Below are 25,601 nucleotides of genomic sequence, written 5' to 3'. Positions count from 1 at the left end.
GGGTTTTTACGCGCGCGGGCGCTGCGTAGACTGCCAGCAAAGGTCGGGGTCACGCATCGCGCGTCGAACCGGCCGCCCACCCCGCCCCCAGGAGAACCTCGTGAAATCGCTCGTCGTTACCGCCGCCGCTGCCGTCCTGCTCGCTGCACCGGCCCTGTCTTTCGCCCAGTCGGCCAAGTCGCCCGTCACGCGCGCGCAAGTGCTGCAGGAGCTGATCGATCTCGAGTCGGTCGGCTACAACCCGGCGCGCGGCGAAGTCAACAACTATCCGGACGACATCATGGCGGCGCAGGAACGACTCCACGAAAAGCGTCTCGCGGAACAGAAGGCAGCGCAGGCCGCCTACGGCCGCGCCGGCGAACCGACGACGGAATCGGGCGCGGCCGCCAAGCCCGCGCGGTAACGGCATGACGAAGCGCCGCGCCCGCGTGAACCATGTCATGCAGGCGCGGCGCGGTTGCGTTCGCTTGATTGGCTTGAAAAGAAGACACCGGCGGCGTGGCAATGCGCCGGTGCGCGCCCGCCGCTCAGGCGGCCTGCGGTTCGCGATCGATCGCGTTCAGCATCTCGACGTCGCGCGCGATCATCCCCGGCACCTGGGCACGCAGCATCTCGACCCAGGTCCGCACCTTCGCATCGACGAAGCGGCGCGACGGATACAGCGCGTACACGTTCATCTTCTGCAGGATATGCGCGGGCAGCACGCGGACGAGCGTGCCGTCGCGCAACGCGTCGATCGCCGAGTACAGCGGCAGCATGCCGATCCCGATGCCGTCGCGGATGGCAAGGGCCAGCGATTCGGCCGTATTGGTCTGCACCGGCCCCGCGACGTGGATCTGCTCGACGCCTTCCGGCCCTTCGAGCACCCATTCGTGCGTCGGGAACGCCGGCGTGCACAGCGTCAGGCACGCGTGCGCGGAGAGGTCCTGCGGGCGTACCGGCGCGCCGTGGCGTTTCACATAGTCGGGCGACGCGCACAGGATGCTGAAGGTCGAGCCGAGCAGGTGCGACACGAGTTCCGAATCAGGCAGCGACGACGCGGTCACGACGGCCATGTCGCTCGTGCCGTCGAACAGGTCGGGCATGCGCTGCGACAGCGACAGTTCGATCGACACGTCGGGAAACTGCGCGTGATAGCGCGTCAGCGCGGGCAACACATAGTGATGACCGACGCTTGCGAAGCTGTGCATGCGCAGCACGCCGGCCGGCCGTTCGTGCGCGCAGCTCGCCTCTTCTTCCGCGCGGTCGACGTCGGCGAGGATCTGCCGGCAGCGCCGCAGATAGCTTTCGCCGGCCGACGTGAGCGCGAGACGGCGCGTCGAACGATTCATCAGACGGGTGCGCAGGCGCGCCTCGAGCTCCGACACCGCGCGCGACATCGCGCCCGTCGTCGAATTCAGCGATTGCGCGGCGGCGGTGAAACTGCCCGTCTCGACGACGCGCGAAAACACCCGCATGTTTTGTAGGGTATCCATTCCTGTGAGCAACCTGTAGCGGAGCCGCTATTTTCCTCCACGGGATGCGACAGATTGTTACTCCGGCTGCAACTATCGTTTCCCCGCAGCTACGTTAATGCGCGGGTGCCGCACTCCTACAATCGGCGCCTCAACAGTCGAACGGACCCGTTCGGATGCGCCGCGCACCTCGCCGGCCCCGTACCGGCCCCCTCTTTTCATGAAGCCACAACCTGCGATCGAGCGTCCTTCCATCGAACCGGCACGATGGAGAACCTGGCTCGATCCACTCGGCGACGCGGCGCGCGACTGGGCCGCGAGCGACGGGCTGATCTGGCTGCACCTCGCGAAAACCGTGTTCGCGGCGCTCCTCGCGATGGGCATCGCGATGCGCCTGGAGATGTCGCAGCCGCGCACGGCGATGACGACCGTGTTCGTGCTGATGCAGCCGCTGTCGGGGATGGTGTTCGCGAAGAGCTTCTACCGCGTGCTCGGCACGGCGGCCGGCCTCGTCGCCGCGCTCGCGCTCGGCGGGCTGTTCGCGCAGCAGCCCGAGCTGTACATGGCCGGCATCACGCTGTGGATCGGCACCTGCATCGCGCTCGCGGTGCGCAACCGCCACTTCCGCTGGTACGGCTTCGTGCTCGCCGGTTACACGGCCGCGCTGATCGGGCTGCCGTCCGTGATGACCCCGCAGACGCTGTTCCAGTCCGCGCTCACCCGCGCCGCGGAAGTCGCGCTCGGCATCGCGTGCTCGGGTGCGGTCAGCGCGCTGATCCTGCCGCTCAGCTCCGCGAAGGCACTGATGCGTTCGCTCGGCACCCGCCATGCGACGTTCGCGGCGTTCACGGCCGGCGCGCTCGCGGGCGACGTCGCTCGCGGCGATTTCGAACGACGCTTCGCCGATTTCGTCGACGACATCGTCGGCTTCGAGGCCAACCGCGCGTTCGCTTCGTTCGAGGATCCGCACATTCGCGCGCGCAGCCGCCGCCTCGCGCGGCTGAACAGCGAGTTCATGAATGCGTGCACGCGACTGCATGCGCTGCACCAGCTCGTCAAGCGATTGCGCGCCAATGGCTCGGACGCGGTGCTCGATGCGCTGGCGCCGCACGTCGACGCGCTCGCGCAGCGCTTCGCCGCACTGCGCGACGAACGGCAGCGCGGCATCGCGCCGGCCACCGGCGCATTGCTCGAACTGCGCCGCTTCCACAGCGCATTGCCGAAAGCCGCGCGGGCCTCGCGGCGAGATATCGAGGCGCACGCGGCCGGCGGCCTGCTCGACTTCGATACCGCGATCGAGCTGCTGTACCGCTTCATCGCCGAATATCTCGGCTACGCCGACACCTATGCGTCGCTCGACCAGGACGATCACGCATTCGAGCGCTCGGTCACGCACTACGCGGTGAAGACCAATTCGTTCTTCGTCGGGTTCGCGTTCCTGCGCACGATCGTCGCCGTCGGCGCGATGAGCGCGTTCTGGCTTGCGTCCGAATGGCCGAGCGGCCCGCTCGCCGTGATCGCCACCGCGATCGCGTGCGCGCTCAGCTCGACGTCGCCGCGCGCGCCGAAATTCGTCGCGCAGATGAGCGTCGGCGCGGCGTTCGCGACCGCCGTCGGCTACGTGTTCCTGTGCTACGTGTATCCGAACATCGACGGCTTCCCGCTGCTGTGCGCCGCGCTCGCGCCGGTGCTCGGCCTCGGCGCGTTTCTCGCGATGCGGCCGGGACTGTCCGGCTACGGGATCGGCTTCGCGGTGTTCTTCTGCCTGCTCGCGGGGCCCGACAACGTGATCGCGTATACGCCCGAGGTGCTGATCAACAACGGTCTGGCGATCGTCATCGCGATGCTCGCGTGCTCGCTCGTGTTCGCGGTCGTGTTCCCCACCCACATGCCGTGGCTCACGGGCCGCATCGCGCACGACCTGCGCCGCCAGGTCACGCTGGCGTGCGAAGGATCGACGGAGCGCCTCGCGCAGCGCTTCCAGTCGAGCACGCACGACCTGATGGCGCAACTGCGCACGCTGCTCGTGCGGCGCACGCGACAGCATCGCGATGCGATGCGCTGGATGCTGTCGACGCTCGAGGTCGGCCACGCGGTGATCGACCTGCGCGACGAGCTGAACGCGTTCTGCGCATCGAAGCCGCCGCAAACGCTGCGCTGGACCGGCTCGATCGACGCGGTGCTGCGCGAACTGCCGCGCTTCTTCGACGATCCGACGCCTGGCCATCACGCGCGCACGCTGAAATCGGTGAACCTGGCGATCCGCGCGGCGCAGCACACGCTGCAGGCGTGGTATGCAGTGCCCAACGAGCGGCACCGGATGCAGCGGATCGTCGGCTGCCTGCACTTCATGCGCAGCGCGCTGCTGGACAAGGACGCGCCGTTCAACCGGCATCGCCATTGACGATCGGTGCGCGCGCAACGGGATCCTTGTTCCGGATGGAAATAAGCTCTACAGCCGCGGTGATTAATCTTTAAGCAGTGCGAGCCTATAGTTTCCTCACTGCCAGCGAGACTGGCACTCACCCAGGAGAAACCAAAATGAAGCCGCTGCACCTCGCCCTCGTTGCCCTGTCGCTCACCGCTGCTGTTGCTCACGCACAGCCGGCACCGGCAGACGTCGCACAGCAACCGGCGAACCGCGCTGAAGCCGTGAAGGCCGCAGGCCGTGTCGATCGTTCGCAATCGAAGCAGGAAGATCCGAACGCGTGTGTCGGCCCCGTCAGCTTCTGCAACATCTACTTCGGCAGCTGAGCATGACGCCGCGTCGTCACGGCCAGGCCCGCACCGCCCGCAGCATCGCTTGCGCGGGCGAGCGGCGGCCCGGCCGATCGCGGCCCGGCCGATCGCCGTATCGCCGCGCCACCCCACGCCGCTTCGATTGAAGCGGCGCAGGCCGTTTCAGGCGCCGCGCCCCGGCCGCCAGCCCACCTCGCGCAACGCATCCAGCAAGCGCGCCTGCCCCAGCCCTTCGACCCGCGCCCCGCGCGACTCGACGTCGCCACCCGCGACGAGCGCATTCACGATCGCTTCCTCCACAGCTTCCGCCGCCGCGACGAACAGCGCGGAAATATGGTCGTTGTTGACCATCTTCACGTCGGTGGTCGGCATCCCCTTGCTGCCGTAGTTCGCCGCCGGCAGGCCGTCGTTGCCCGTTGCGAACGCCAGGAAGATGTCGCCGCTCGAATCCTCCGTGCCGCCGCCGACGCGCGCCAGCCCGACGCTCGCGCGCTGTGCAAGACGCGTGCACTGGTGCGGCAGCAGCGGCGCGTCGGTCGCGATCGTCACGACGATCGAGCCCATCCCGGCCTCGCCTTGCGCGTCCGGCGCACGGAATGGCGAAGGCACGTGGCGCAGCACTTCGCCGACCGGATAGCCGGCCACGCGCAGCATTTCGCGCACACCGTAGTTCGCCTGCACGAGCGCGCCGACGGTCCAGCCGCCCGCATCGGCCGCGAGCACGCGCGACGCGGTGCCGATGCCACCCTTGAACTCGTGGCAGATCATCCCCGTGCCGCCGCCCACGCCGCCTTCGGCAACCGGCCCCGACTGCGCGGCAGCCAGCGCGCGCTGCACATGCGCGGCGCTCACGTGCTGCCCCCAGATGTCGTTCAGCAGCCCGTCGTAGGTTTCCATCACGACCGGCATGCACCAGTACACGCGGCCGGCCGCCGCTTCGCGCTCGTTCGCGACGAGCGCATCGCGCACCGCGCCGACGCTGTGCGTGTTCGTATAGGCGATCGGCGTGGTCAGCAGGCCGGCCTCGCGGATCCATTCGAGCCCCGTCGCGTCGCCGTTGCCGTTCAGCACGTGCACGCCCGCGAAGCACGGCGAATCGTGCGCGGCGCCCGCGCGCGGCTCGATGACGGTGACGCCGGTGCGGATCGACGCGTCGCCGTTCTCGACGTTCAGCGTGCAATGTCCGACCCGCACGCCCGGAACGTCCGTGATCGCGTTGAAGCGGCCCGGCGAGCCGAGTCCGATGCGGATGCCGAGATCCCTCGTGCGCATGATGCAATTCCTCCAGTCTTTCGATGGTTCGGTGTTTCAGTACGGCAAGCTTTCGATCCCGCGCTCAGAGCGTGCGGAAAGCTTCACTGTGGCGCGCCCAGACTGCATACATCACGAGCGCGGCGACCAGCAGCCCCGCGATGATGATCAGGTCGGTCGGTTTCGTGGCCGTCGCGAGCGTGGTGTAGAGCGTATACGCGGCGCCGGCTACCGCGACGAGCGGCGTCACGGGCCACAACGGCATCCGGTAATGATGCTCGACGTCACGGCGCACGAAGCGGCTCGCGAGCGCGGCCAGCCCGACGACCAGATAGATCAGCAGCAGCAGGTCGACCGTGAACGCGGTCAGGTCGTCGAGGCTCGACACGAACACGAGCCCGGCCGACGGCACCGCGAGTGCGATGGTGGCGAGCCACGGCGATTCGAAGCGCGGATGGATCGTCGAGAAGGCGCGGTTGCAGGTGCGCGACCAGAGCGCGTGCCGGCCGCTGCTGTACAGCAGCCGTCCCATCGTGATCACGATCGCGATGATCGCATTGAACACCGACAGGAAGATCCCGCCGCTGACCACGCGCGACACGGCCGGGTTGCTCAGCGAGCGCACGACATAGCCGATCGGATCGGCGCTCTTCGTCAGCTCGGCCAGCGACGGCGCACCGAGCACGATCGCGGTGAGCGGAATCAGTTCGACGACGAGGATCACGAGCAGCGAGTAGATCACCGCCTTCGCGACATTGCGGTTGCCCCCGCGCAGGTCTTCCGCGAGATACGCGGCCGAGCCGAAGCCGTTGTAGCAGAAGATCGCCGTGCCGATCGCCGGGACGATCGCGGCCAGCGTCGCCGGCACGAGCGCGTTGCCGCTCGCGACGACCGGCGCGATCAGCGCATCGGCGCCGCGATGCGGCGAACCGAAGCCGAGGCCCGCGATCAGCATCAGCACGCCGATCTCGACGACGAGAAACGCGCCCGTGATCCACGCGTTCGTCTTGATGTTCAGCATGCCGAGCAGGTAGCTGAGCAGCACGATCGTCAGCGCGACCGACTGGTTGCTGAAATGCGTGCCGAGCGCGTTGTTCAGGTAGGGCGCGGCGCCGCTCGCGAGCACGGCGGGGATGAACACGCTGACGGACAGCACCGTGATGAAGGTCAGGTAGCCGGGCAGCGTGCCGAACACGCGCTTGGCCATCACGTACTCGCCGCCCGCGCTGCGGTGCGCGGCGCTGAGCTCCGCATAGCAGAGCGCGAACGCCAGCGCGAGCACGCCGCCGAGCAGGAACGACAGCACGGCGCCGCTGCCGGCCTGCTGGATCGCGAACGGCGCGATCACGAAAATCGAGCTCGCGGGCGTCACGCCCGATACGGTGATCATCACCGCATCGCGCACGCTGAGCGTCTGCGACAGCGCGCGCGGCGCGTCTTCCGTTGCAGGCGCCGCTTGCAGCGTGCCCGTCGATTCCGACATCATCGCCATTTCGTTCTCCTGTGCTTGGGCCAATCCTTTGCCACTTTTTTTTGAACGCCCATACTCGGGCCCGATTGATTGCGTGGCAGTCTAGGAAGCCAATTTCAGGACCGCTATTCCCCCTTCGTGTTACGCCCTTCCGGTGGTGGTATGGATCGTCTCTTTTCCGAAATCGCGATGCACCAGGCGCTCGGCCGCGCAATCGATCATCTCGGCCAGCCGCGCTTCTGGCGGTTCCTGGTGCTGCTGCTCAATGAAATGGTGCCGTTCGACAATGCGCTCGCGACCGCGATCGGCCGCGACGGCGTGCCGCTCGTGCTCGACGAATACGACACGGGCGGCACCGACGCCGCGTCGCCCGTGCCGCTCTACCTGAACGGCGTGTATCTGCTCGACCCGTTCCTGCAGGCCGCGCACGACGGGCTCGCCGACGGCTGCTACCGGCTCGAGGAAGTCGCGCCCGACCTGTTCCGGCAGAGCGAATATTTCCTGAGCTACTTCCGCGATGCAGTCGGCGACGACGAGATCCAGATCCTCGTGCGGCCCAACGCCGACATGCTGCTGTCGCTGTCGCTCGGTGCAGGCACGCGGTTCGACGTCGAGCCGCTCGGCAAGCTGACGGCCGCGATGCCGTGGGTGCTCGCGGCGATCCGGCAGCACTGGCGGCTGGTGGGCGACGCGGCGCGCGCGACGCCCGATGCCGATCTCGGTGCGCGGGTCGAGCAGGCGCTTGCCCGCTTCGGCGCGGGCGTGCTGACCGATCGCGAGATGTCGATCGCAAGAATGGTGCTGCGCGGCAATTCGTCGAAGGCGATTGCCGAGCGGCTCGCGATATCCCCCGAAACGGTGAAGGTGCACCGGCGGCACCTGTACGCGAAGCTCGGGATTTCGTCGCAGCCCGAGCTGTTTTCGCGCTTCATCCAGGCGCTGGGGGAAGACGCGGCCGGATGACGGCATCGGTGCCGGCGGATGGCACCCGGCGTGGAATCGGGCACACTCCGGGAAGCGCCGCGTGCCTCGCTCATCCGGTGACGCTGATACGGATATGCCGTCGACAACAAGATTGCCCAAAAAACAGGAATCCCGATTCATGTCGCTCATTCCGATCGTGGGACTTGGCTGGCTGTTTCTGTGTGCGATCAGCGCCGCATCGCTCGTGATCGTGCCGCCCTTGGTGCTGGTCGCCTGCCTGATGGGGAAACACGCCTGGTCGATCCTGACCCGCGGCCGGCTGCAGTTCGCGTTCCTGGCCTACCTGGGTTCCGCACCGGTGCCGGCGGTCTTCACGTTCCTGCTGGAAATCGGCGCCACGGCCGGGAATCACGGCGGCACGGCGTCCGACAGCCTGCGCCAATGGAACGAACGGTTCTTTTTCGTGTTCGTCGCCGCGGCGGCATTGAGCGGCCTGCTGTTGGTCTTGCGACCGAAAGACAGGGATGCGGCGAACGTCGAACCATCGCAGCCTGCGCGATAGCAGAGCGCGCGAACGCCGCGTCATGCCGCCTGCCCGGTTCTCGGGCAGGGGCATCGTCATGCGCTGATTCCCGCTACGTCGACTTCCACTTCGCGCCGATCTGCGCGAGCCCGGCGTTCTTGAGATCGTCCGGCAACATCACCACGCGGAACTCGCAGTCCGCATTCAGCATCAGGAACCACGGCTCCGCGAGCGCCGGGATCTGCGACGGATCATTCAGGTCGACGATCACGACCGCCCCGCGCCCGCCGTTCTGCTCCGTGAAATATACGGCCTCGGGCTTGACCGCTTCGAGTATTCGCCCGATCACGTCGCCGACGCTGCCGTCGCGCACCAGCGTGTTGAACGGCTCGTGAGGGATTCGTATGTTGAGAAGCATGCGCATGACCATCCTCCTTGGGCTCCGCCCGGCCTGGGCCCTTCAAGCATAGGTGCTGCGCGATGCTGCGCCAGTCGCGCCGAACGCAGCGACCGGCACGCATTCATATTCCGACGATTCGATTTCATTGCGTGTCGCGAACGGCAAGCGTTCGCGACGCGCGAATCAGCCGAGCCTGCCGTCGCGTTCGATGTGTCGTCGACTCAGCGGCCTGCTCGCCCGGCCGCGCCGTCCGCCTCACGCGGAACGCCCATCCGCCGCCGGCGCGATCGCGAGATGCAGCGGCCGGTCCGGCCGCAGCGTCACGTTCAGCACCGGCCGCGGCGGCTTCATGCCCGGCGGCGCCGACAATGCGTAGCGCTGCAGGATCAGCGCCGCGACGACCGTCATTTCCGTCATCGCCAGATGCTGCCCGAGACACACGCGCGGGCCGGTGCCGAACGGCATGTAGCTTCCGCGCGGCGCGGCCGGCGCGTCGTCCGCAAAACGCTCGGGACGAAACACGTCGGGCGCGTCGAACCATCGCGCATCGCGCTGCATGAGTTGCAGCGGCAGCATGAACAGCGTCCGCGCGGGAAACTGCCACGGCCCCAGCACGATCGGCCGCGACGCGCGGCGGCTGATCAGGATCGGCGCGGACGGGTACAGGCGCAGCGTTTCCTCGAGCGTGTGCGCCAGGTAGCGTAACGACGATCGCGTCTCGGCGGACGGTGCGCCACCACCCAGCACGCGCGACACTTCATCGCGCGCAGCGGCCTGCGCCGCCGGGTTCGTCGCCATGCACCACGCCCACCAGGTCAGTGCCCCGGCCGTCGTTTCGTGGCCGGCGAGGAACGCGGTCATGCATTCGTCGTGCACGGCCTGCAGCGGCCATCGCCGCGCGTCGTCCCGATGCAGCCGCAACAGGCGCGACAGCAGATCGTCGGGCCACGCGTGCGTCGGCAGGCCGAGACGCGCATGCAGTTGCCGGTCGATCAGCCCGTTCAGCACGGCCATCGCCCGCGCCTTGCCGCGCTTCCACGGCACCCAGTCCGGCGTGCTCGCGGGCCAGTAGAAATCGGCGTTGGCCGCCGCGCTCACCACGCGTACGGCTTCCTCGGCCGCACGTGCATCGTCGCCGATCGCGTCAGAGAACATCGTGCGCATGATCACGTCCATCGCCAGCGACGTCAGCGCGCTTTCGATCGGCCAGTCCGGATCGCGCGCGGGCCACCGCGCGAGCGCATGTCCGGCCGTCGCCGCAATTGACGGCACGAACGTCTGCACCGCCTTCGGCATGAAATTCGGCTGCAATGCCTGCCGCTTGTCGCGCCACGCGTCGCCTTCGGCGATCAGCACGCTATGGCCGTGGACCTCCGCAAACACGCGGACGGCACGCTCCCAGCGCCCGAGCGCATCGTGATGCGTGACCAGGAGTTCGCGCACGAGCGCGGGATCGGTCACGACCACCGCATGCTCGGGCCACATTCGCAAGTGCATGACATCACCGTATTCGCGCTGCCAGCCGGCCAGCGTGCCGAGCAGGTCGCGCGACATTGCGCGCAACAGACCCCAACCGGTCAGGCCGGCAGGCGGCCCCGGCGGCCATACGCCGGGCGGGTGAAGCACGGGCGCCGAAGCCGCGGCGCCCGTATGGAATGGACATGAGGATGTGGATCGCGTGTTCATGGGACGGATTGTCCGCACCGGCATGCCGGCGGTCTTGAACGCAAACGACATCGACACGCGTCGGGCCGCTCCCTATACTCCAGCGTCATGTTCCCCGCCCCGTCATCGATCCCGCTGTCGTGCCCCGATCCGCTGGCACGCGCCCCTCGCGCGCCGAGCGACGGGCGGTCGCCGCATGGCCGGCTGTACCCCGCGCCGGCTGCCCTGCAGGGCGCGGTCGTCGCAATCGTGTTGCACGACACGCGCGGAGTCGCATTGAGCGACGCGCAGCGGCTCTCGCATTTTCCAGCCACGCCGCTCGTGTGCGTGTCGTGGTATCGGGATCTCGACATGGGCTTCGTCGAACACGCGGCCGACGGGCCCCGGTGGCGCCCCTTCGGTGCCGCGGCGACGCTGTCGGGCAGCCATTCGGCCCCTACCGTGGCCTGGGCGCCGACGGGCGGACGGATCGGCATGATCTGCTTCACCGCCGATGCGGCGCGGGCGCTGTTCGGCATCGCGCTGGCGGACATCCACGACCGCGTGCTCGATGCACATGCGTGCCTCAGCGACGACTGGCACCCGCTGCTCGATGCGCTGGTCGGCGCGGAACGCGATGCCGATGCGCTGGCGGCGATCGAGCATCATCTTGCGCCGCGCTGGCGGGCGTTACGGCCCTCTACGCCGCTGTCGTCGCTCCGCAACGCGGGGCGGAGTTGGGTCGAGCGCCTCGCCCTGCAGGCGCGCGAATGGCGGCATACCCACAGCCCACGCCAGGTCGAGCGGCGTATCAAGACCTACAGCGGCCGATCGCTGCGCGAATGGCAAACGCTCGTCAGGACGGAAAGCGCGTTCTTCGCGGCGCGCGACCGGTACGAAGCCGGCGCCGCGTTCAACTGGGCCACGCTGGCGCTGGACGAAGGGTTCGCCGACCAGGCGCACCTGAGCCGCGAGGTCAAGCGCATCACCGGTTTCTCGCCGAGCGAATTCACGCAACGCTTCATCGAGGACGAATCGTTCTGGATGTATCGGCTGTGGGTGTGACGCGACCGCGATCGCGCGTCGGCCGACGTTGCCGTAGCGGTTCCCGGTTGCCGGATCCAACCCGTGCGGGCACGATGGGCGCGGACCCTCCGCATGCCTGTCGTCCGCTGTCCATCCCGCCCCTCACGTGACTTCACCCATGTCATTACGCGCATTCAGAACGCTCGTCGCCATCGCCCGATACCGGACATTCGCGCGCGCCGGCGAAGCCATCGGCCTCACGCAATCGGCGGTGAGCCTGCAGATCAAGACGCTCGAAAGCGAATACAACGTGCAGTTGTTCGATCGCTCGCGCCGCCAGCCGGTGCTCACCGAGGCCGGCAACATCCTGCTGGCGCAGGCCGAGCAGGTGCTCGCGCTGGTCGACCGGATTCCCGATGCGCTCAGCGACGAGAAGAAGCTGGCCGGCCGCCTGCGGATCGGCGCGATCCAGACCGCGCTGTCCGGCCCGCTGCCCGACGCGCTGCTCGCGCTGCGCGCGGCGCACCCGGGGCTGCGCGTGCACGTGTCGGCCGGGATGTCCGCCGAACTCGCGAACCGCGTCGCGGCCGGCGAACTCGATGCGGCGATCACGACGCGCCCCGTGCGCCCGCATCCGGCGGAACTGACGTGGACCACGCTGTACGAGGATCGCTTCTGGCTGCTCGCGCCGCCCGACCATGCGGAACGCGATGCGGTCACGCTGCTCGATGCGCTGCCGTTCATCCGCTTCGATGCGCAGGCGTGGGCCGGCCGCATGATCGCCGCCGAGCTGCGCCGCATCGGTGTGCGCGTGCGCGAGGAGATGGTGCTGGACAGCGCTGAAACGATCGCGCGCATGGTCGCGAGAGGGCTCGGCGCGGCGATCGTCGCGCTCCCCGATTCAACGCTCGCGCGGCTGCCGCCCGTCACGCGCTTGCCGTTCGGGCAACCGCAGATGGGGCGCGCGGTCGTCCTGCTCGAACACCAGTCGCGTCCGGCCGAACGTTTCGCGCGTGCGCTGGCCGCCGAAGTCACCGCGTCATCGATGAGAATTTCTCATTGAACACCCGATAATTAACCATTATTCCTGTTGCTTGCGCGTGTTAACTTGGCGGCATCGTCACTCCTTCGATTGCGTGTCGCCATGTTGCCCGCCGGATGGATTCCCGCCTCGTTCTGCCGCTTTGCGTGCCAGCCGCTCACGGCGGCCCGCACCGCCTGCACGGCCCGCGTGAAGGCGCGTCGATGATCGGCCCGGTCCTGCTCGCGCTGGCGCCGGTTGCGCTGCTGGTCGCGTTCGGTCACGGCCTGCGGCGCACGGGCTTCATCGCCGACGCGTTCTGGCCGCAGGCCGAGCGGCTGTGCTACTACGTGCTGCTGCCCGCGCTGTTCGCGGACGGCCTCGCGAACGCGCGGCTGCAATCACTGCCCGTTTTACCGCTCGCGGCGGCGCTGGTCGGTTCGACCGCACTCGCCGCGGCGCTTCTCCTGCTGGTCCGCCGGTTCGTGCGGGTGGACGGCGCCGGCTTCACGTCGGTATTCCAGGGCGCCGTGCGCTTCAACAACTATGTCGGCACCGCGCTCGCAGCCGGCCTGTTCGGCGCACAAGGCATCGCGCTCGCGGCCGTATGCGTCGCGGCGATCGTCCCGACCGTCAACCTGATGTGCGTGCTCGTGTTCGCGCGCTACGGCGACACGCGGCTCGGCACGGCGGCGCTCGCGCGCCAGATCCTGTCGAATCCGCTCGTCGTCGCGTGCGTGCTCGGGATCGCGATGCAGGCCGGCGGCGTCACGTTCCCGGCGGCCGTCGAGCCGGCCGTGCGCGCGCTCGGCATCGCGTCGATGCCGCTCGGCCTGCTGTGCGTGGGCGCGGCGCTGCAATTCGATGCGGCGCGGGCGTGGCTGCAGCCGGTGTGCGTCGCGTCGGCGTTCAAGTTCATGGCGATGCCGCTCATCACGCTCGCCGCCGGCCGCCTGTTCGGGCTCGGCGATGCCGCGCTGACGGTCGCGCTGCTGTTCCAGACGCTGCCGACGTCGTCGGCGTCCTACATCATGGCGCGCCAGCTCGGCGGCGACGCGCCGCTGATGGCCGGCATCACCGCGTTCCAGACGGTCGCCGCGGCACTCGCGATGCCGGTCGTGCTGACCGCGCTCGCGTCGGCGCCCGTGTTTCGCTGAAGACGCAGCACCGCTCCCATTCCCCTGAATCCGGTCTGCGAGCCGGCCATCGCGCGATTCGGCATCGTCTGCCGCGCGCGGTCGCTCACGCGTTGCCGCAGGCGCTCACCGAGATACTCCGTCACATGAACGCTCCCGCCCCGCCCGCCGCCCTCGTCGCCACCCGGCCGCACGCGGCCATCTACGTGAAGCTCACTCTCGTCGCGCTGTTCTGGGGCGGCACGTTCATCGCGGGCCGGATCCTCGCCGCGACGATGTCCGCGACCGCCGCGGCCACCGGCCGCTTCGCGATCGCCGCGCTGCTGCTGGTCGTGCTGACGTGGAAGATCGAAGGCGGGCTGCCGAAGCTGAGCGGCCGCCAGATCCTGACGACCTTCGGGCTCGGCGCGACCGGCATCTTCCTGTACAACGTGTGCTTTTTCGCGGCGCTGACGCGGATGCCGGCGGGGCGCACCGCGCTGTTCGTCGCGCTGAACCCGGTGGCCACCGCCGTGCTGCTGTCGATCGTCGTGCGCGGCGAACGCCTGTCGCTGTCGCGCTGGGCCGGCATCGCCGTCGCACTGTTCGGCGCGCTGGTCGTGATCAGCCGCGGCGATTTGCTGCGGGTGCTGACCGATCTCGGCAACACGTTCGGCGCAGGCGAACGCTTCATGCTGTGCGCGGTGCTGAGCTGGGCCGCCTATACCGTGATCGGCCGGTGCGCGCTCGACGGGCTGTCGCCGCTCGCGGCCACGACGTATGCGGCGCTGTGGGGCCTCGCGCTGCTGATCGTCGCGCACCTGTTCGGCTCGCCCGCCGACAGCGGTACGCCGCTGACGTGGCAGGCCGCCGCGTCGATGCTCTATCTCGGCGCGATCGGCACGGTGGTCGCGTTCGTCTGGTATTCGCAGGGGATCCGCGAACTCGGGCCGGCCCGCGCGGCCGTGTTCACCAACCTGGTGCCCGTGTTCGGCGTGCTGCTGTCGGTCGCGCTGCTCGGCGAGCCGTTGTCGCCGTCGATGCTGGCCGGCGGTGCGCTCGTGATCGCGGGCGTCGCGTTGACCAATCGGGCGAGGCGCTGACGCATTGGCGTGCGTACCTCGCGCCTAAGGGGACGGATGCAAATTCCGGAGCCGGACCATGACGGCCGTGGTGTAACACCCACGCGCGGCCGATGCGCCCCCCGATGTTCTCGCAGCCCCGCCAAAAACCGCCTATCGTGAATGGAGCGCCCCGTTCACCGCCACTCGACCCTGCGTCGCTCGCACTGGCGGTAACGGCACCGCGTTCCGGCACCATTCATCGCGATCCCGGCGCACGCTCGCCCGTGCACGATCGCGGCCGCCCACCGGATTACAGGAGGCCCTCATGAAAGCCGCGCTGCTCGTCAGCTCCGCCCTGCTCGCCATTGCATCCGCTTCGGCGTCGGCCCAAGGCTCGATCACGAAAGTCGAAAACGGCGCGCTCGTCGCCGCAAACGGGATGACCGTCTACACATTCGACCAGGACAAGCCCAACGCCGGCACCAGCGCCTGCACCGGCCAATGCGAATCCTTCTGGCCGCCCTACAAGGCCAGCGCGACCGATGTCCCGGTCGGCCCCTACACGCTCATCAAGCGCGATGACGGCAGCCCGCAATGGGCGTACAAGGGCAAGCCGCTGTACTTCTTCTCGAAGGACATGAAACAGGGCGACCGCAACGGCGACAACTTCAAGAACATGTGGCACGTGGTGGCGCCGTAAGCGTTCTGCGGCCTTCCGCCCCCTCCGCGCGGCCATGAAAAAGCCCGCTCCGATCGTCGATCGAAGCGGGCCTTTGCCCGTCATGCCGGCTGCAGGCAGCCGGCATGCGCGTCAGCGGTTCGACGGAAAGCTGAACACGGTGCCTTCGCGCACGCCGGCCGACGGCCAGCGCTGCGTGATCGTCTTGCGCTTCGTGTAGAAGCGCACGGCGTCCGGGCCGTACGCGTGCAGATCGCCGAACAGCGAACGCTTCCAGCCGCCGAACGAGTGGTATGCAACCGGCACCGGCAGCGGTACGTTGATGCCGACCATGCCGATCTGGATGTTGTCGCTGAAGTAGCGTGCGGCCTCGCCGTCGCGCGTGAACAGGCACGTGCCGTTGCCGTACTCGTGCGCGTCGATCAGCGCCATCGCCTCGTCGAGCGACTTCAGGCGGATCACGCCGAGCACGGGCCCGAAGATCTCGTGCTGGTAGATCGGCATGCCGGGCTTCACGTTGTCGAACAGGCACGGGCCGAGGTAGTAACCGCCGTCGTGACCGTCGACCTTCACGCCGCGGCCGTCGACGACGAGCGTCGCGCCCGCTTCCACGCCGGCTTCGACGAAGCCCGTCACCTTCTCGAAATGCTGCTGCGTGACGAGCGGGCCCATGTCGACGCCCGCGCCGTTGCCCGGGCCGACCTTCATCTTCTCGATCTCGGCCTTCAGGCCCGCGACGACCTGGTCGCCCGTCTCGTCGCCGATCGCGACGACCAGCGGAATCGCCATGCAGCGCTCGCCGCACGAACCGTACGCGGCACCCATCAGCGCGTTCACCGCGTTGCCGATGTCGGCGTCCGGCATCACGACCGCGAAGTTCTTCGCGCCGCCGAGCGCCTGCACGCGCTTGCCGTGCGCGCAGCCGGTCGAGTAAATGTATTCGGCGATCGGCGTCGAGCCGACGAAGCTCACCGCCTTCACGCGCGGGTCGGTCAGCAGCGTGTCGACCGCTTCCTTGTCGCCGTTCACGACGTTCAGCACGCCCGGCGGCAGGCCCGCTTCGAGCGCGAGCTCGGCCATGCGCAACGTCGACGACGGCGTACGCTCCGACGGCTTCAGCACGAACGTGTTGCCGCACGCGACGGCCATCGGCCACATCCACAGCGGCACCATCACCGGGAAGTTGAACGGCGTGATGCCGGCCGCGACGCCGAGCGCCTGGAACTCGCTCCACGAATCGATCGCGGGGCCGACGTTCTTGCTGTGCTCGCCCTTCAGCAGCTCGGGCACGTAGGTCGCGTATTCGACGTTCTCGATCCCGCGCTGCAGTTCGCCCATCGCATCGGCGAGCACCTTGCCGTGCTCGGCCGTGATCAGCGCGCACAGCTCGTCGGCGTGTTCCTCGAGCAGCGTCTTGAAGCGGCTCATCACGCGGGCGCGCTTCAGCGGCGGCGTGTTGCGCCAGGCCGGGAACGCGGCCTGCGCGGACGCGATCGCGGCTTCGACGGTCAGCTTGTCGGCAAGCGCGACGCTCTTGTGCGATTCGCCGGTGGCCGGGTCGAACACCGGCTGGACGCGGCTGCCGCCGTCGACGCGCTTGCCGTTGATCAGGTGGCCGACGGTGGAAGTTACGTTGCTGTCGTGTTTCATCTCGTTCAGGCTCTTTCGTGAATTCGGTTGTCGCTCAGGGCAAGCCGCGGCTCAGTCCACTTCGTTCAGTGCGTCGGACAGCGCGTTGACGAGGTTGTCGATCTCGCGCTTCTCCGAGATGAACGGGGGCGCCAGCTGGATCGTGTCACCGCCGTAGCGCACGTAGAAACCCTTTGCCCAGCAGCGCATCGCGATCTCGTACGGGCGCCGTGCCGGCTCGCCCGGCAGCGCCGCGATCGTCAGGCCGGCTGCCAGCCCGTAGTTGCGGATGTCGGTGATGTGGCGCTGGCCCTTCAGCCCATGCACCGCGGCCTCGAAATGCGGCGCGAGATCGCGCACGCGGGCCACCGCGTCTTCCTTCACCAGCAGGTCGAGCGCCGCGACGCCGGCCGCGCACGCCACCGGGTGCGCCGAATACGTGTAGCCGTGCGGGAACTCGAGCATGTACTCGGGGCCGCCCGCGGCCATGAACGTGTCGTAGATTTCCTTCGTCGCGATCACGCCGCCGAGCGGCTGCACGCCGTTCGTGACCTGCTTCGCGAAGTTCATGATGTCCGGCACCACGCCGAATGCGTCGGCGCCCGTCATCGCGCCGGCCCGGCCGAAGCCCGTGATGACTTCGTCGAAAATCAGCAGGATGTCGTGCGCGGTACAGATGTCGCGCAGCCGCTTCAGGTAGCCCTTCGGCGGCACGACCACGCCCGCCGAACCGGAGAACGGCTCGACGATCACGGCCGCGATGTTCGATGCGTCGTGCAGCGCGATCAGTTCGAGCAGGCGGTCGGCCAGCTCGGCGCCGTGCTCGGGCATCCCGCGCGAGAACTTGTTTTCAGCCAGTTGCGTGTGCGGCAGGAAGTCGGCGTCGAGGCCCTGGCCGAACAGCTTGCGGTTCGGCCCGATCCCGCCGACCGAGATACCGCCGAAGTTCACGCCGTGATAGCCCTTCTCGCGGCCGATCAGGCGCGTCTTCGTGCCCTTGCCCTTCGCGCGCCAGTAAGCGCGGGCCAGCTTCAGCGACGTATCGGCCGCTTCCGAACCCGAACCCGTGAAGAACACGTAGTCGAGGCCGGCCGGCGTCAGGTCCTTGATCTTGTTCGCGAGCTCGAACGATTTCGGATGGCCGAACTGGAACGCCGGCGCGTAGTCGAGCTGCGCGACCTGGCGGCTCACGGCTTCGACGATTTCCGTGCGGCCATGACCGAGACCCGTGCACCAGAGACCCGACAGGCCGTCGAAGATCTTGCGGCCTTCGGCGTCCGTGTAATACGCGCCCTTGCCCGATACGATCATGCGCGGATCGGCCTTGAACTGGCGGTTGGCCGTGAACGGCATCCAGTGCGCGTCGAGCCACGCGGCATCGGTGCGGAGGTTGGTTTCGTCCTGCTGGGCGGTGGTGATGTCGGTCATGTCGGTCGGCGCGTGGCGCCCCTCCTCCTTATGTTGATATTGCACATTGTCGGGAGGCCAATTAGTCTTTTGAATATCGCAATATCAATGTTCACTTGCGCATCTATGCAAGCAAAGAAACCGAAGAGTCGCGCGCTGCTCGGGCAGCTCAGCGACATGGATCTCCGCCTGCTGCGGGTCTTCAAGGGCGTCGTGCAGTGCGGCGGGATGGCCGCGGCCGAACTGGAACTGAATATCGGCATCTCGACCATCAGCCGGCACGTGAAGGATCTGGAAACGCGCCTCGGCCTCGTGCTGTGCCGGCGCGGCCGCGCGGGCTTCACGCTGACGCCCGAGGGCCAGACGGTGTACGAGGAGACGTTGCGGCTGCTCGCGTCGATGGAAGCATTTCGCAGCAGGATCGACGGCATTCACGACCGGATGGGCGGCGAACTGCACATCGCGGTATTCGACAAGACGGCCACCAATGCGAACGCGCGGCTCGGCGACGCGATCCGCCAGTTCGCCGACGAAGCGCCCGACGTCGCGCTGAACCTGCATGTCGCGTCGATCAACGAGGTCGAGCGCGGGATCATCGACGGCAGCTATCAGGTCGGGATCATTCCGGCGCACCGAAACTCGGGCAGCCTCGTGTATTCGGAGCTGTTCGACGAACGGATGCTGCTCTACTGCGGCCGCCAGCATCCGCTCTACGATGCGCCGCACGGCAAGCTCACGTGGACGACGATCGGCAACCATGCGTTCGCGGGCCTCGGCTTCCATTCGCCGAACATGGAGCTGAGCCATCGCGCGAAGCTCACGCGCAGCGCGACCGCGTCGGACCAGGAGTCGATCGCGACGCTGATCCTGTCCGGCCGCTATCTCGGCTTCCTCCCCGACCATTACGCGGAAAGCTTCGAAAACAAGGGGCTGATGCAGCCGATCGCGCCGCACCGGTTCAATTACCGGTGCCGGTTCGTGAGCCTGCTGCGGCGCTCGCCGCGGCCGTCGCGGGCGGCGCTGCTGTTTCAGTCGTGTCTGGAAGCCGCGCATGCGGCGGCGCGGCCGGAGGTGTAATGATCTTCGTGGCTGAGTGGCTGAGTGGCTGAGTGGCTGAGTGGCTGAGTGGCTGAACGGCTGAACGGCTGAACGGCTGAACGGCTGAACGGCTGAACGGCTGAACGGCTGAACGGCTGAACGGCTGAACGGCTGAACGGTCGGGTAGCCTACGTCGGTTTCACTGCCGGTCAAGCGCTGTCGCCCGTACCCGCCTGCGCACGCATCCGCCTCACGTAATGCGTCGCGACGAGCGCCGCGGCAAAACCGGACATCGCGCCGACACCGAGCGCCCAGCGCGGGCCGAGATGATTCGCGACCCAGCCGGCCACCGGCGCGCCGATCGGCGTGCCGCCGAGCGCCACCGCGAGACGCAGCGCCATCACGCGGCCACGCATCGCCGGCTCGGTCGACAGTTGCACCAGGCTGTTGGTCGAGTTCATGAAGGTGATCGCGGCGATCCCGGTCAGCACGAGAGCGGCGCCGAACAGCCAGTAGCCCGGCGCCAGCGCCGCCAGCGTGCAGCCGAGCCCGAACAGCGCCGCGCCGATCCACAGATGCCGGAAGCGCGGCCGGTCGCGGCGAGCCGCGAGCAGCGCACCGGTAATCGTGCCGACGGCCATCATCGACGACAGCACGCCGAAGCCGCGCGCGTCGACATGAAACACGCTGGCCGCCATCGTCGAGATGAACAGCTGGAAATTGAGCCCGAACGTGCCGATCAAGAACAGCATCACGAGGATGGCCTTCAGGTCCGGGCGCTGCCACACGTAGCGGAACCCGTCGAGCAGGCTCCCGCGCGTGCGGCCGGCCCGCGCATGCGCGCGCAGCTCGTCGGCACGCAGCATCGACAGCGACGCCAGCACCGCGACGAAGCTGAGCCCGTTGAGCAGGAACGCCCAGCCGGTGCCGACCGACGCGATGATGAAACCGGCCGCCGCCGGCCCGATCATCCGCGCGGCGTTGAACGACGTCGAGTTGAGCGCGACGGCGTTCGCCAGCTCCCGATCGGCGACCAGCTCGGCAACGAACGTCTGCCGCACCGGCGCATCGAACGCCGACGCGCACCCGAACAGGAACGCGAACAGATACACGTGCCACAACTGCGCGACGCCGGTCACCGTCAGCAGCCCCAGCAAGAGCGCGAGGCCGCCCATCAGCGCCTGCGTCGCCATCAGCAGCTTGCGCTGGTCGAAACGGTCGGCCGCATAACCCGTCCACGGCAGCAGCAAAAGCTGCGGGCCGAACTGCAGCGACATCACGATACCGACGGCCGACGCGTCGTGATGCGTGAGCTGCGTGAGGACGAGCCAGTCCTGCGCGGTGCGCTGGATCCACGTACCGATGTTCGACACCAGCGAGCCGATCGCCCACACGCGATAGTTGAAGCTGCGAAGCGAGCGGAAGACGCCCGCCGCCGGCACGCTCATGGCCGCTCCCGGTCGGGCTCGTTGCCGCCGTGCAGCTCGCCGAAGCGCCGCGCAAGGAACAGGCCGAGCGCGAGGATGCCGAGGCCGAATGCCGCCGCGTCAGCCGTGACGCGGAGATCGAAGTCGCCGACTCTGCACACCAGCACATAAGCAATCACGAGGTTCGCGACGCCCCACACGACATTCACGGTGGACGACGACAACCCGCGCCCGGGCGGATTCGCGAACGGGGTCTGGAATGGCTCGCCGCGCAATCCGCTGACGAGATGCGGCACGACGTTCGCGAGAAACGCGCCGCCGAAGAAATACGACACGAGATGCGGGAGGTTCATGTTGGGGTTGTCCTTTCGGCGAGCGGAGCGAGGCGGTTTACGGACGCGCCGGCTCCTGGAATTCGGCGAGCCGCTGCAGCAATTTCACGGCCGACGCGAGCTCGGCCTGCTCGGCCTCCGACAGCTGCGCATGCAGCGCGCGGAACAGCCAGTCGTCCTTGGCCGCACGGTTGGCCTGCAGCACCTTGCGGAAACCGGGCGTGAGCGCGATCAGCGTCTGCCGGCCGTCGGTGGGATCGGGCTCGCCGCTGACGGCGCCCAGCGTCTCGAGCGTCGCGACCGTCACGCGCATCGACTGCGGCCGCACGCTTTCGGCGCGCGCGAGCGCCGACACGGTCGCGGGGCCGTCGCGGTCGAGCCGCAACAGCACCGATTTCTGCGACGAGGTGAGGTCGTTCGGGTGGATCTGCTCCCGCATCCGCCGCATCAGCTTGCCGACCGAGATGCGAAGTTCGCCGGCAAGGCCGGCCAGCGGGAGCGCTTCGGAGGGAGGCAATGGCGTCTTCATGAATTCAAGATATCAGATATACAGTAAAACTGTACAGTTTAACTGCATATTTCAGGCTGTAAGGATCGCGTCGTCGCGTGCGCTCGAACGAACCGATGCGAAATGTCCCGTTCGGCCGCGCGAGCCGGCTCTGCGATAATGCGGGCTCCCCATTTCCGCTCCGCCGCCCGCCATGACGCAGCCGTCCGCCCCGCTCTCCACCGACCTGCCGCCGATCTCGTGCCTGCCCGGCGACGCGCTGCCGTGGCTGCCGATGAGCGCCGACCTGCCAGGCCTGGCGATCAAGTATCTGCACATCAATGCGGCCGAGGACACGCTGACCGCGCTGCTGAAGATGCCGGCCGGCGGCACGCTGCCGCGCCACCGTCATGAAGGCGAGGTGTTCGTCCATACGTTGCAGGGGGCGTGGCGCTACCGCGAATACGACTGGGTGGCGCACGCGGGCTCGACGGTGCTCGAACCGGCCGGCTCGGTGCATACGCCGGAAACGCTCGGCGCGCCGGGTGAGGACGTGATCACGCTCAACGTGATGCGCGGCGATCTCGTGCTGCTCGACGACGACGGCCGCGAGACCGCGCGCGAGAACTGCCGCGTCGCGCTGCTGCGCCAGCGCAAGCATGCGCGTACGGCGCCGAACGACGCTGCGCCGTTCGTCACCCGGTAACGCAGGCGCCACCGTCGCGGCACGATCCGCGTGGCGCTCGCGCCCCCTGTCGACCGGATGGCCGCCGGTGCGCTGCGCCGGGCGACCCGGTCGTTATCGAAAGCGCCGGAAAAATGTCCGGATATCGTCGGCCAGCCGGTCCGGCTCTTCCATCGCCGCGAAATGGCCGCCGCTCGGCATGTCGGTCCATTGCACCACGTCGAACACGCGTTCGAGCCAGCTGCGCGGCGGACGGCTGATTTCCTTCGGAAAGCGCGCGAACGCGACGGGCACCGTCACGCGTTGCCCGGCCGCGAAGCGCAGGGGCTGCAGCCGGTTTTCCCAATACATCTGCATGGATGAGCCGATGCAGCCGGTGAACCAGTAGAGCGAGATGCCGGTCAGCAGCGTATCGTGCGAAAACCGCCGTGCGACGTCGCCGTCGCAATCGCTCCATGCGTGGAATTTCTCGGCGATCCACGCGGCCAGTCCGGCCGGCGAATCGTTGAGCGCGACGGCCAGCGTCTGCGGCTTCGTCATGTGCACATGCGCGTATCCGCCTTCCAGCGCGGCCCACTCGCCGCGCTGCGTCACGAAGGCCCGTTCGTCGTCGGTCAGCGGCATAGCCGCGTCGGTCGGCGGTTCGTAGCTGCCGGGCAGGTAGTTCAGATGGATGCCGTCCACCCGGTCGGCATGCCGCGCGCCGAGCGCGATCGACACGCCTGCGCCGAGATCGCCGCCTTGTGCGCCGAAGCGTCGATATCCGAGGCCGGACATCAACGCCGCCCAGCAGTCGGCGACCTGCCATGCCGACATGCCGGGTGCCGTCGGCGCGGGCGAGAACAGGAAGCCGGGCAGCGACGGTACGACGACATCGAATGCGTCGTCAGGATCGCCGCCGAATGCCGCCGGATCGCAGAGGCGATCGATCAGCGCGTCGAATTCGAACACGGAGCCCGGCCAGCCGTGCGTGATGACGAGCGGATAAGGTTTCGGTCCCGCCCCACGCCGATGGATGAAGTGCACGCGCTGCCCGCCTGCGTCCGCGACGAACTGCGGCAACCGGTTCAGCGCACGCTCCACCGCACGCCAGTCGAAGCGCTCAGCCCAGTACTCGGTCAGTTCGCCCAGCCACGCGCCGTCCACACCCTGCTGCCACGGCTCGGCGGGTGTGAGCACCGGCGGGCGACGGGCACGCAGGCGCCGGCGCAGGTCATCCAGCGCGTGATCGGGTATCGCGATGTCGAACGGCTCGGCGTGCATGGTGTCTCCTCACGAAGCGTGCCGGAGATTCTGCGCGATTTTTCCGACGCGCGCTGGCGTCTCGCGCCTGCGGGCATCAGCCCGCTTCCCGCTCATCCGTACGCGCGTCGCGCCGCATCGCCTGCGGCGGGACGCCGAACCCGCGCACGAACGCCTCGCGCATGTGCCGGCGGTCGCGAAAGCCGTTTTCCTTCGCGATCACGTCGAGCGAATGGCGGCTCTGCTCGATCATCAGTCGCGCCCCCTCCAGCCGCAGCCGCTCGATCGCCTTCGCTGGCGACTGCCCCGTTTCGAGCGTGAACACGCGGCTGAACTGGCGCGGGCTCAGGTGGACGGCTTCGGCAAGATCCTCGACGGTCAGTGCGCGACCGAGATTCTGCCGCGCGTAGTTCAGCGCGTTCTGGATCCGGTCGGATTTCGGCGCGAGCTCCAGCATTTCCGAATGCTGCGACTGGCCGCCGGCGCGCCGCTGGTGCATCACGAGCTTGTGCGCGACCGACCGGGCGGCATCGGCGCCGAGATCCTTTTCCACCATCGCGAGTGCGAGGTCGAGGCCGGCCGTCATCCCGGCCGACGTCCAGATCGGGCCGTCGACGATGTAGATCCGGTCGTCCTCGACGCGTATCTCCGGATAGCACCGCTGCATGTCGCGGCCGAACGCCCAGTGCGTCGTCGCGCGGCGCTGTGCCAGCAACCCGGCTTCGGCCAGCACGAACGCGCCCGTGCAGATGCCGGCGATCCGCCGCGCGCGTGCATGGGTGCGGCGCAGGAACGTGACGACGCCGGCCGGCGCCGGCGAAGCGAGCGGATCGTTGACGCCCGCGACGATCCACGTATCGACGGCGATCCGCCCGCGCAGCGCGTGCGTGGCGACCGGCAGCCCGAGCGACGAGCGCACGTCGCCGCCGTCGACCGAATAGTTGGCCATCTCGTAGAACGGCTCGCTCATGCCCATGTTCGCGTACTCGAACACCGATTGCGCGGCGAGCGCCATGATCTGGAAGCCGTCGCTGATCAGAAAGCCGATGCGGTGCATGTGGGTTCTCCCGTCCCGGGCGAGTCGGCCACCCGATGTCCTGAATCATACCCATCTACGTCATTTGTGTCGCAGCGATTCGAGACCAGAATGGCTTCACGCCATCCGGCCATTTCCATCGAAACGGAGCACATCATGACGCAAACACATCGCGGTACCGCCCTCATTACCGGCGCCTCGTCGGGCATCGGCGCCGTCTACGCGGACCGCCTCGCGCGCCGCGGCTACGACCTGATCCTGGTCGCGCGCAATCGCGACCGGCTAGCCGCCCTCGCCGACCGCATCACGAACGACACGCAGCGCAGCGTCGAGATCATCGACGCCGACCTCAACGACCGCGCCGCACTCGCCGCCGTCGAGGCGAAGCTGAAGCAGGATGCGAGCATCACGCTGCTCGTGAACAACGCGGGCATCGGCACGCATGCACCGCTGCTCGACAGCGACGTCGACGCGATGACGCGAATGATCGACCTCAACGTGACCGCGCTCACCCGCCTCACCTATGCGGCGGTGCCCGGTTTCGTCGCCCGCGGCAACGGCGCGGTGATCAACATTTCGTCGATCGTCGCGATCTCGCCGGAAACGCTGAACGGCGTGTACGGCGGCAGCAAGGCGTTCGTGCTCGCGTTCAGCCGGTCGCTGCATCACGAACTCGCCGACAAGGGCGTGCAGGTGCAGGCCGTGCTGCCCGGCGCGACCGCCACCGATTTCTGGCAGACGGGCGGCCTGCCGCTCGAGCACCTGCCGAAGGAAATCGTGATGTCGGCGACCGACATGGTCGACGCGGCGCTGGTCGGCTTCGATCGCGGCGAACTCGTGACGATCCCGTCGCTGCACGCGGGTGACGAATGGACCGCGTACGAGGCCGCGCGCCGCACGATGGCGCCGCACCTGTCGGCCGACACGCCGGCGCCGCGCTATACCGCTGCGCGCTAGTCGCCGGCGGCGCCCGCGCCGCGCGGTGTGGCGCGCACGCCCAGCAGCAT

General features: G+C 68.3%; 25 protein-coding genes. 13 read left to right on the top strand and 12 right to left on the bottom strand.

The genetic code is table 11. The features are described 5' to 3' along the window. Positions 1-100 precede the first annotated feature (100 nt). Positions 101-403, top strand: a complete 303-nt coding sequence (locus F3J15_RS21340) for a DUF4148 domain-containing protein (protein ID WP_166893861.1) — start codon at positions 101-103, stop codon at positions 401-403. 124 nt (positions 404-527) lie between these two features. Here the strand turns inward: F3J15_RS21340 and F3J15_RS21335 are convergent, their stop codons facing one another. Next, positions 528-1,475 carry a LysR family transcriptional regulator gene (locus F3J15_RS21335; protein ID WP_069251510.1) on the bottom strand — a complete coding sequence of 316 codons (948 nt, stop codon included), beginning with the start codon at positions 1,473-1,475 and terminating at the stop codon, positions 528-530. A gap of 199 nt (positions 1,476-1,674) precedes the next feature. Between F3J15_RS21335 and F3J15_RS21330 the strand changes: the two genes are divergently transcribed. Together F3J15_RS21330 and F3J15_RS21325 are read left to right on the top strand one after the other, a co-directional pair. Further along, complete coding sequence (locus F3J15_RS21330; protein WP_166893859.1) at positions 1,675-3,858, top strand: FUSC family protein; 2,184 nt, start codon at positions 1,675-1,677, stop codon at positions 3,856-3,858. A 137-nt stretch (positions 3,859-3,995) separates the two neighbouring features. Continuing rightward, positions 3,996-4,208, top strand: coding sequence for a hypothetical protein (locus tag F3J15_RS21325; RefSeq protein ID WP_069251508.1), 213 nt, complete (start codon positions 3,996-3,998; stop codon positions 4,206-4,208). Between the two features lie 147 nt (positions 4,209-4,355). Here F3J15_RS21325 and F3J15_RS21320 read toward each other — a convergent pair whose 3' ends face one another. Together F3J15_RS21320 and F3J15_RS21315 are read right to left on the bottom strand one after the other, a co-directional pair. Continuing rightward, entirely contained in the window at positions 4,356-5,465 is a 1,110-nt protein-coding gene (locus F3J15_RS21320) for a P1 family peptidase (RefSeq protein WP_166893857.1), read from the bottom strand. Positions 5,466-5,529: 64 nt separating this feature from the next. After that, on the bottom strand, positions 5,530-6,936 hold the full coding sequence (locus F3J15_RS21315) for an APC family permease (RefSeq protein WP_166893855.1): 1,407 nt from the start codon (positions 6,934-6,936) through the stop codon (positions 5,530-5,532). Positions 6,937-7,077: 141 nt separating this feature from the next. Between F3J15_RS21315 and F3J15_RS21310 the strand changes: the two genes are divergently transcribed. Both F3J15_RS21310 and F3J15_RS21305 read left to right on the top strand, forming a co-directional pair. Beyond that, complete coding sequence (locus tag F3J15_RS21310) at positions 7,078-7,878, top strand: helix-turn-helix transcriptional regulator (RefSeq protein WP_089432638.1); 801 nt, start codon at positions 7,078-7,080, stop codon at positions 7,876-7,878. Positions 7,879-8,017: 139 nt separating this feature from the next. Beyond that, the gene (locus F3J15_RS21305) at positions 8,018-8,401 is read left to right on the top strand and encodes a hypothetical protein (RefSeq protein ID WP_166893853.1); all 384 of its coding nucleotides are present in this window, start codon (positions 8,018-8,020) and stop codon (positions 8,399-8,401) included. Between the two features lie 73 nt (positions 8,402-8,474). On the opposite strand, the gene F3J15_RS21300 is transcribed toward F3J15_RS21305, so the two are convergent. Continuing rightward, the gene (locus F3J15_RS21300; protein WP_089429103.1) at positions 8,475-8,786 is read right to left on the bottom strand and encodes a panthothenate synthetase; all 312 of its coding nucleotides are present in this window, start codon (positions 8,784-8,786) and stop codon (positions 8,475-8,477) included. Between the two features lie 231 nt (positions 8,787-9,017). Beyond that, positions 9,018-10,448, bottom strand: a complete 1,431-nt coding sequence (locus F3J15_RS21295) for a cytochrome P450 (RefSeq protein ID WP_166893851.1) — start codon at positions 10,446-10,448, stop codon at positions 9,018-9,020. Positions 10,449-10,535: 87 nt separating this feature from the next. Between F3J15_RS21295 and F3J15_RS21290 the strand changes: the two genes are divergently transcribed. The 5 genes from F3J15_RS21290 to F3J15_RS21270 all read left to right on the top strand — a co-directional run bounded on the left by F3J15_RS21290 (position 10,536) and on the right by F3J15_RS21270 (position 15,332). Beyond that, complete coding sequence (locus F3J15_RS21290; RefSeq protein ID WP_166893849.1) at positions 10,536-11,471, top strand: AraC family transcriptional regulator; 936 nt, start codon at positions 10,536-10,538, stop codon at positions 11,469-11,471. A gap of 139 nt (positions 11,472-11,610) precedes the next feature. Next, a complete protein-coding gene (locus F3J15_RS21285; RefSeq protein WP_089485863.1) occupies positions 11,611-12,495 on the top strand; it encodes a LysR substrate-binding domain-containing protein in 885 nt (294 codons plus the stop codon). 182 nt (positions 12,496-12,677) lie between these two features. After that, positions 12,678-13,610, top strand: coding sequence for an AEC family transporter (locus tag F3J15_RS21280; protein WP_166893847.1), 933 nt, complete (start codon positions 12,678-12,680; stop codon positions 13,608-13,610). A 125-nt stretch (positions 13,611-13,735) separates the two neighbouring features. Continuing rightward, entirely contained in the window at positions 13,736-14,671 is a 936-nt protein-coding gene (locus F3J15_RS21275) for a DMT family transporter (protein WP_166893845.1), read from the top strand. A 286-nt stretch (positions 14,672-14,957) separates the two neighbouring features. Beyond that, positions 14,958-15,332, top strand: a complete 375-nt coding sequence (locus F3J15_RS21270; RefSeq protein WP_089447578.1) for a hypothetical protein — start codon at positions 14,958-14,960, stop codon at positions 15,330-15,332. Between the two features lie 111 nt (positions 15,333-15,443). Here the strand turns inward: F3J15_RS21270 and F3J15_RS21265 are convergent, their stop codons facing one another. Both F3J15_RS21265 and F3J15_RS21260 read right to left on the bottom strand, forming a co-directional pair. Continuing rightward, on the bottom strand, positions 15,444-16,961 hold the full coding sequence (locus F3J15_RS21265) for a CoA-acylating methylmalonate-semialdehyde dehydrogenase (protein WP_166893843.1): 1,518 nt from the start codon (positions 16,959-16,961) through the stop codon (positions 15,444-15,446). Between the two features lie 51 nt (positions 16,962-17,012). Continuing rightward, positions 17,013-18,368, bottom strand: a complete 1,356-nt coding sequence (locus F3J15_RS21260; RefSeq protein WP_069251498.1) for an aspartate aminotransferase family protein — start codon at positions 18,366-18,368, stop codon at positions 17,013-17,015. 105 nt (positions 18,369-18,473) lie between these two features. Between F3J15_RS21260 and F3J15_RS21255 the strand changes: the two genes are divergently transcribed. Next, the gene (locus tag F3J15_RS21255) at positions 18,474-19,424 is read left to right on the top strand and encodes a LysR family transcriptional regulator (protein WP_166893841.1); all 951 of its coding nucleotides are present in this window, start codon (positions 18,474-18,476) and stop codon (positions 19,422-19,424) included. Positions 19,425-19,594: 170 nt separating this feature from the next. On the opposite strand, the gene F3J15_RS21250 is transcribed toward F3J15_RS21255, so the two are convergent. From F3J15_RS21250 to F3J15_RS21240, 3 genes are read right to left on the bottom strand one after another with little or no spacing between them, the layout of a single operon-like run. Beyond that, positions 19,595-20,833 (bottom strand): MFS transporter, encoded by a 1,239-nt coding sequence (locus F3J15_RS21250; protein WP_166893839.1) that lies wholly within the window; start codon positions 20,831-20,833, stop codon positions 19,595-19,597. After that, positions 20,830-21,165: a hypothetical protein gene (locus tag F3J15_RS21245; RefSeq protein WP_166893837.1), complete on the bottom strand. Its 336-nt coding sequence runs from the start codon at positions 21,163-21,165 to the stop codon at positions 20,830-20,832. Before F3J15_RS21245 ends, F3J15_RS21250 begins: the two co-directional genes overlap by 4 nt. A gap of 37 nt (positions 21,166-21,202) precedes the next feature. Then, a complete protein-coding gene (locus F3J15_RS21240) occupies positions 21,203-21,673 on the bottom strand; it encodes a MarR family transcriptional regulator (protein WP_089485869.1) in 471 nt (156 codons plus the stop codon). A 172-nt stretch (positions 21,674-21,845) separates the two neighbouring features. Here F3J15_RS21240 and F3J15_RS21235 point away from each other — a divergent pair, with 172 nt between their 5' ends. Continuing rightward, on the top strand, positions 21,846-22,337 hold the full coding sequence (locus F3J15_RS21235) for a 2,4'-dihydroxyacetophenone dioxygenase family protein (RefSeq protein WP_166893835.1): 492 nt from the start codon (positions 21,846-21,848) through the stop codon (positions 22,335-22,337). A 93-nt stretch (positions 22,338-22,430) separates the two neighbouring features. Here the strand turns inward: F3J15_RS21235 and F3J15_RS21230 are convergent, their stop codons facing one another. Both F3J15_RS21230 and F3J15_RS21225 read right to left on the bottom strand, forming a co-directional pair. Then, positions 22,431-23,579, bottom strand: coding sequence for an epoxide hydrolase family protein (locus F3J15_RS21230; RefSeq protein WP_166893833.1), 1,149 nt, complete (start codon positions 23,577-23,579; stop codon positions 22,431-22,433). 76 nt (positions 23,580-23,655) lie between these two features. Then, positions 23,656-24,615, bottom strand: a complete 960-nt coding sequence (locus tag F3J15_RS21225) for a GlxA family transcriptional regulator (RefSeq protein ID WP_166893831.1) — start codon at positions 24,613-24,615, stop codon at positions 23,656-23,658. Positions 24,616-24,750: 135 nt separating this feature from the next. Here F3J15_RS21225 and F3J15_RS21220 point away from each other — a divergent pair, with 135 nt between their 5' ends. Next, complete coding sequence (locus F3J15_RS21220; RefSeq protein ID WP_166893829.1) at positions 24,751-25,551, top strand: SDR family oxidoreductase; 801 nt, start codon at positions 24,751-24,753, stop codon at positions 25,549-25,551. The last annotated feature ends 50 nt before the right edge of the window (positions 25,552-25,601 follow it).

The organism is Burkholderia sp. Ap-955 (genome assembly GCF_011753045.1).
Lineage (GTDB): Bacteria > Pseudomonadota > Gammaproteobacteria > Burkholderiales > Burkholderiaceae > Burkholderia > Burkholderia lata_D.
This window is presented reverse-complemented; position numbering and strand designations above follow the sequence as displayed.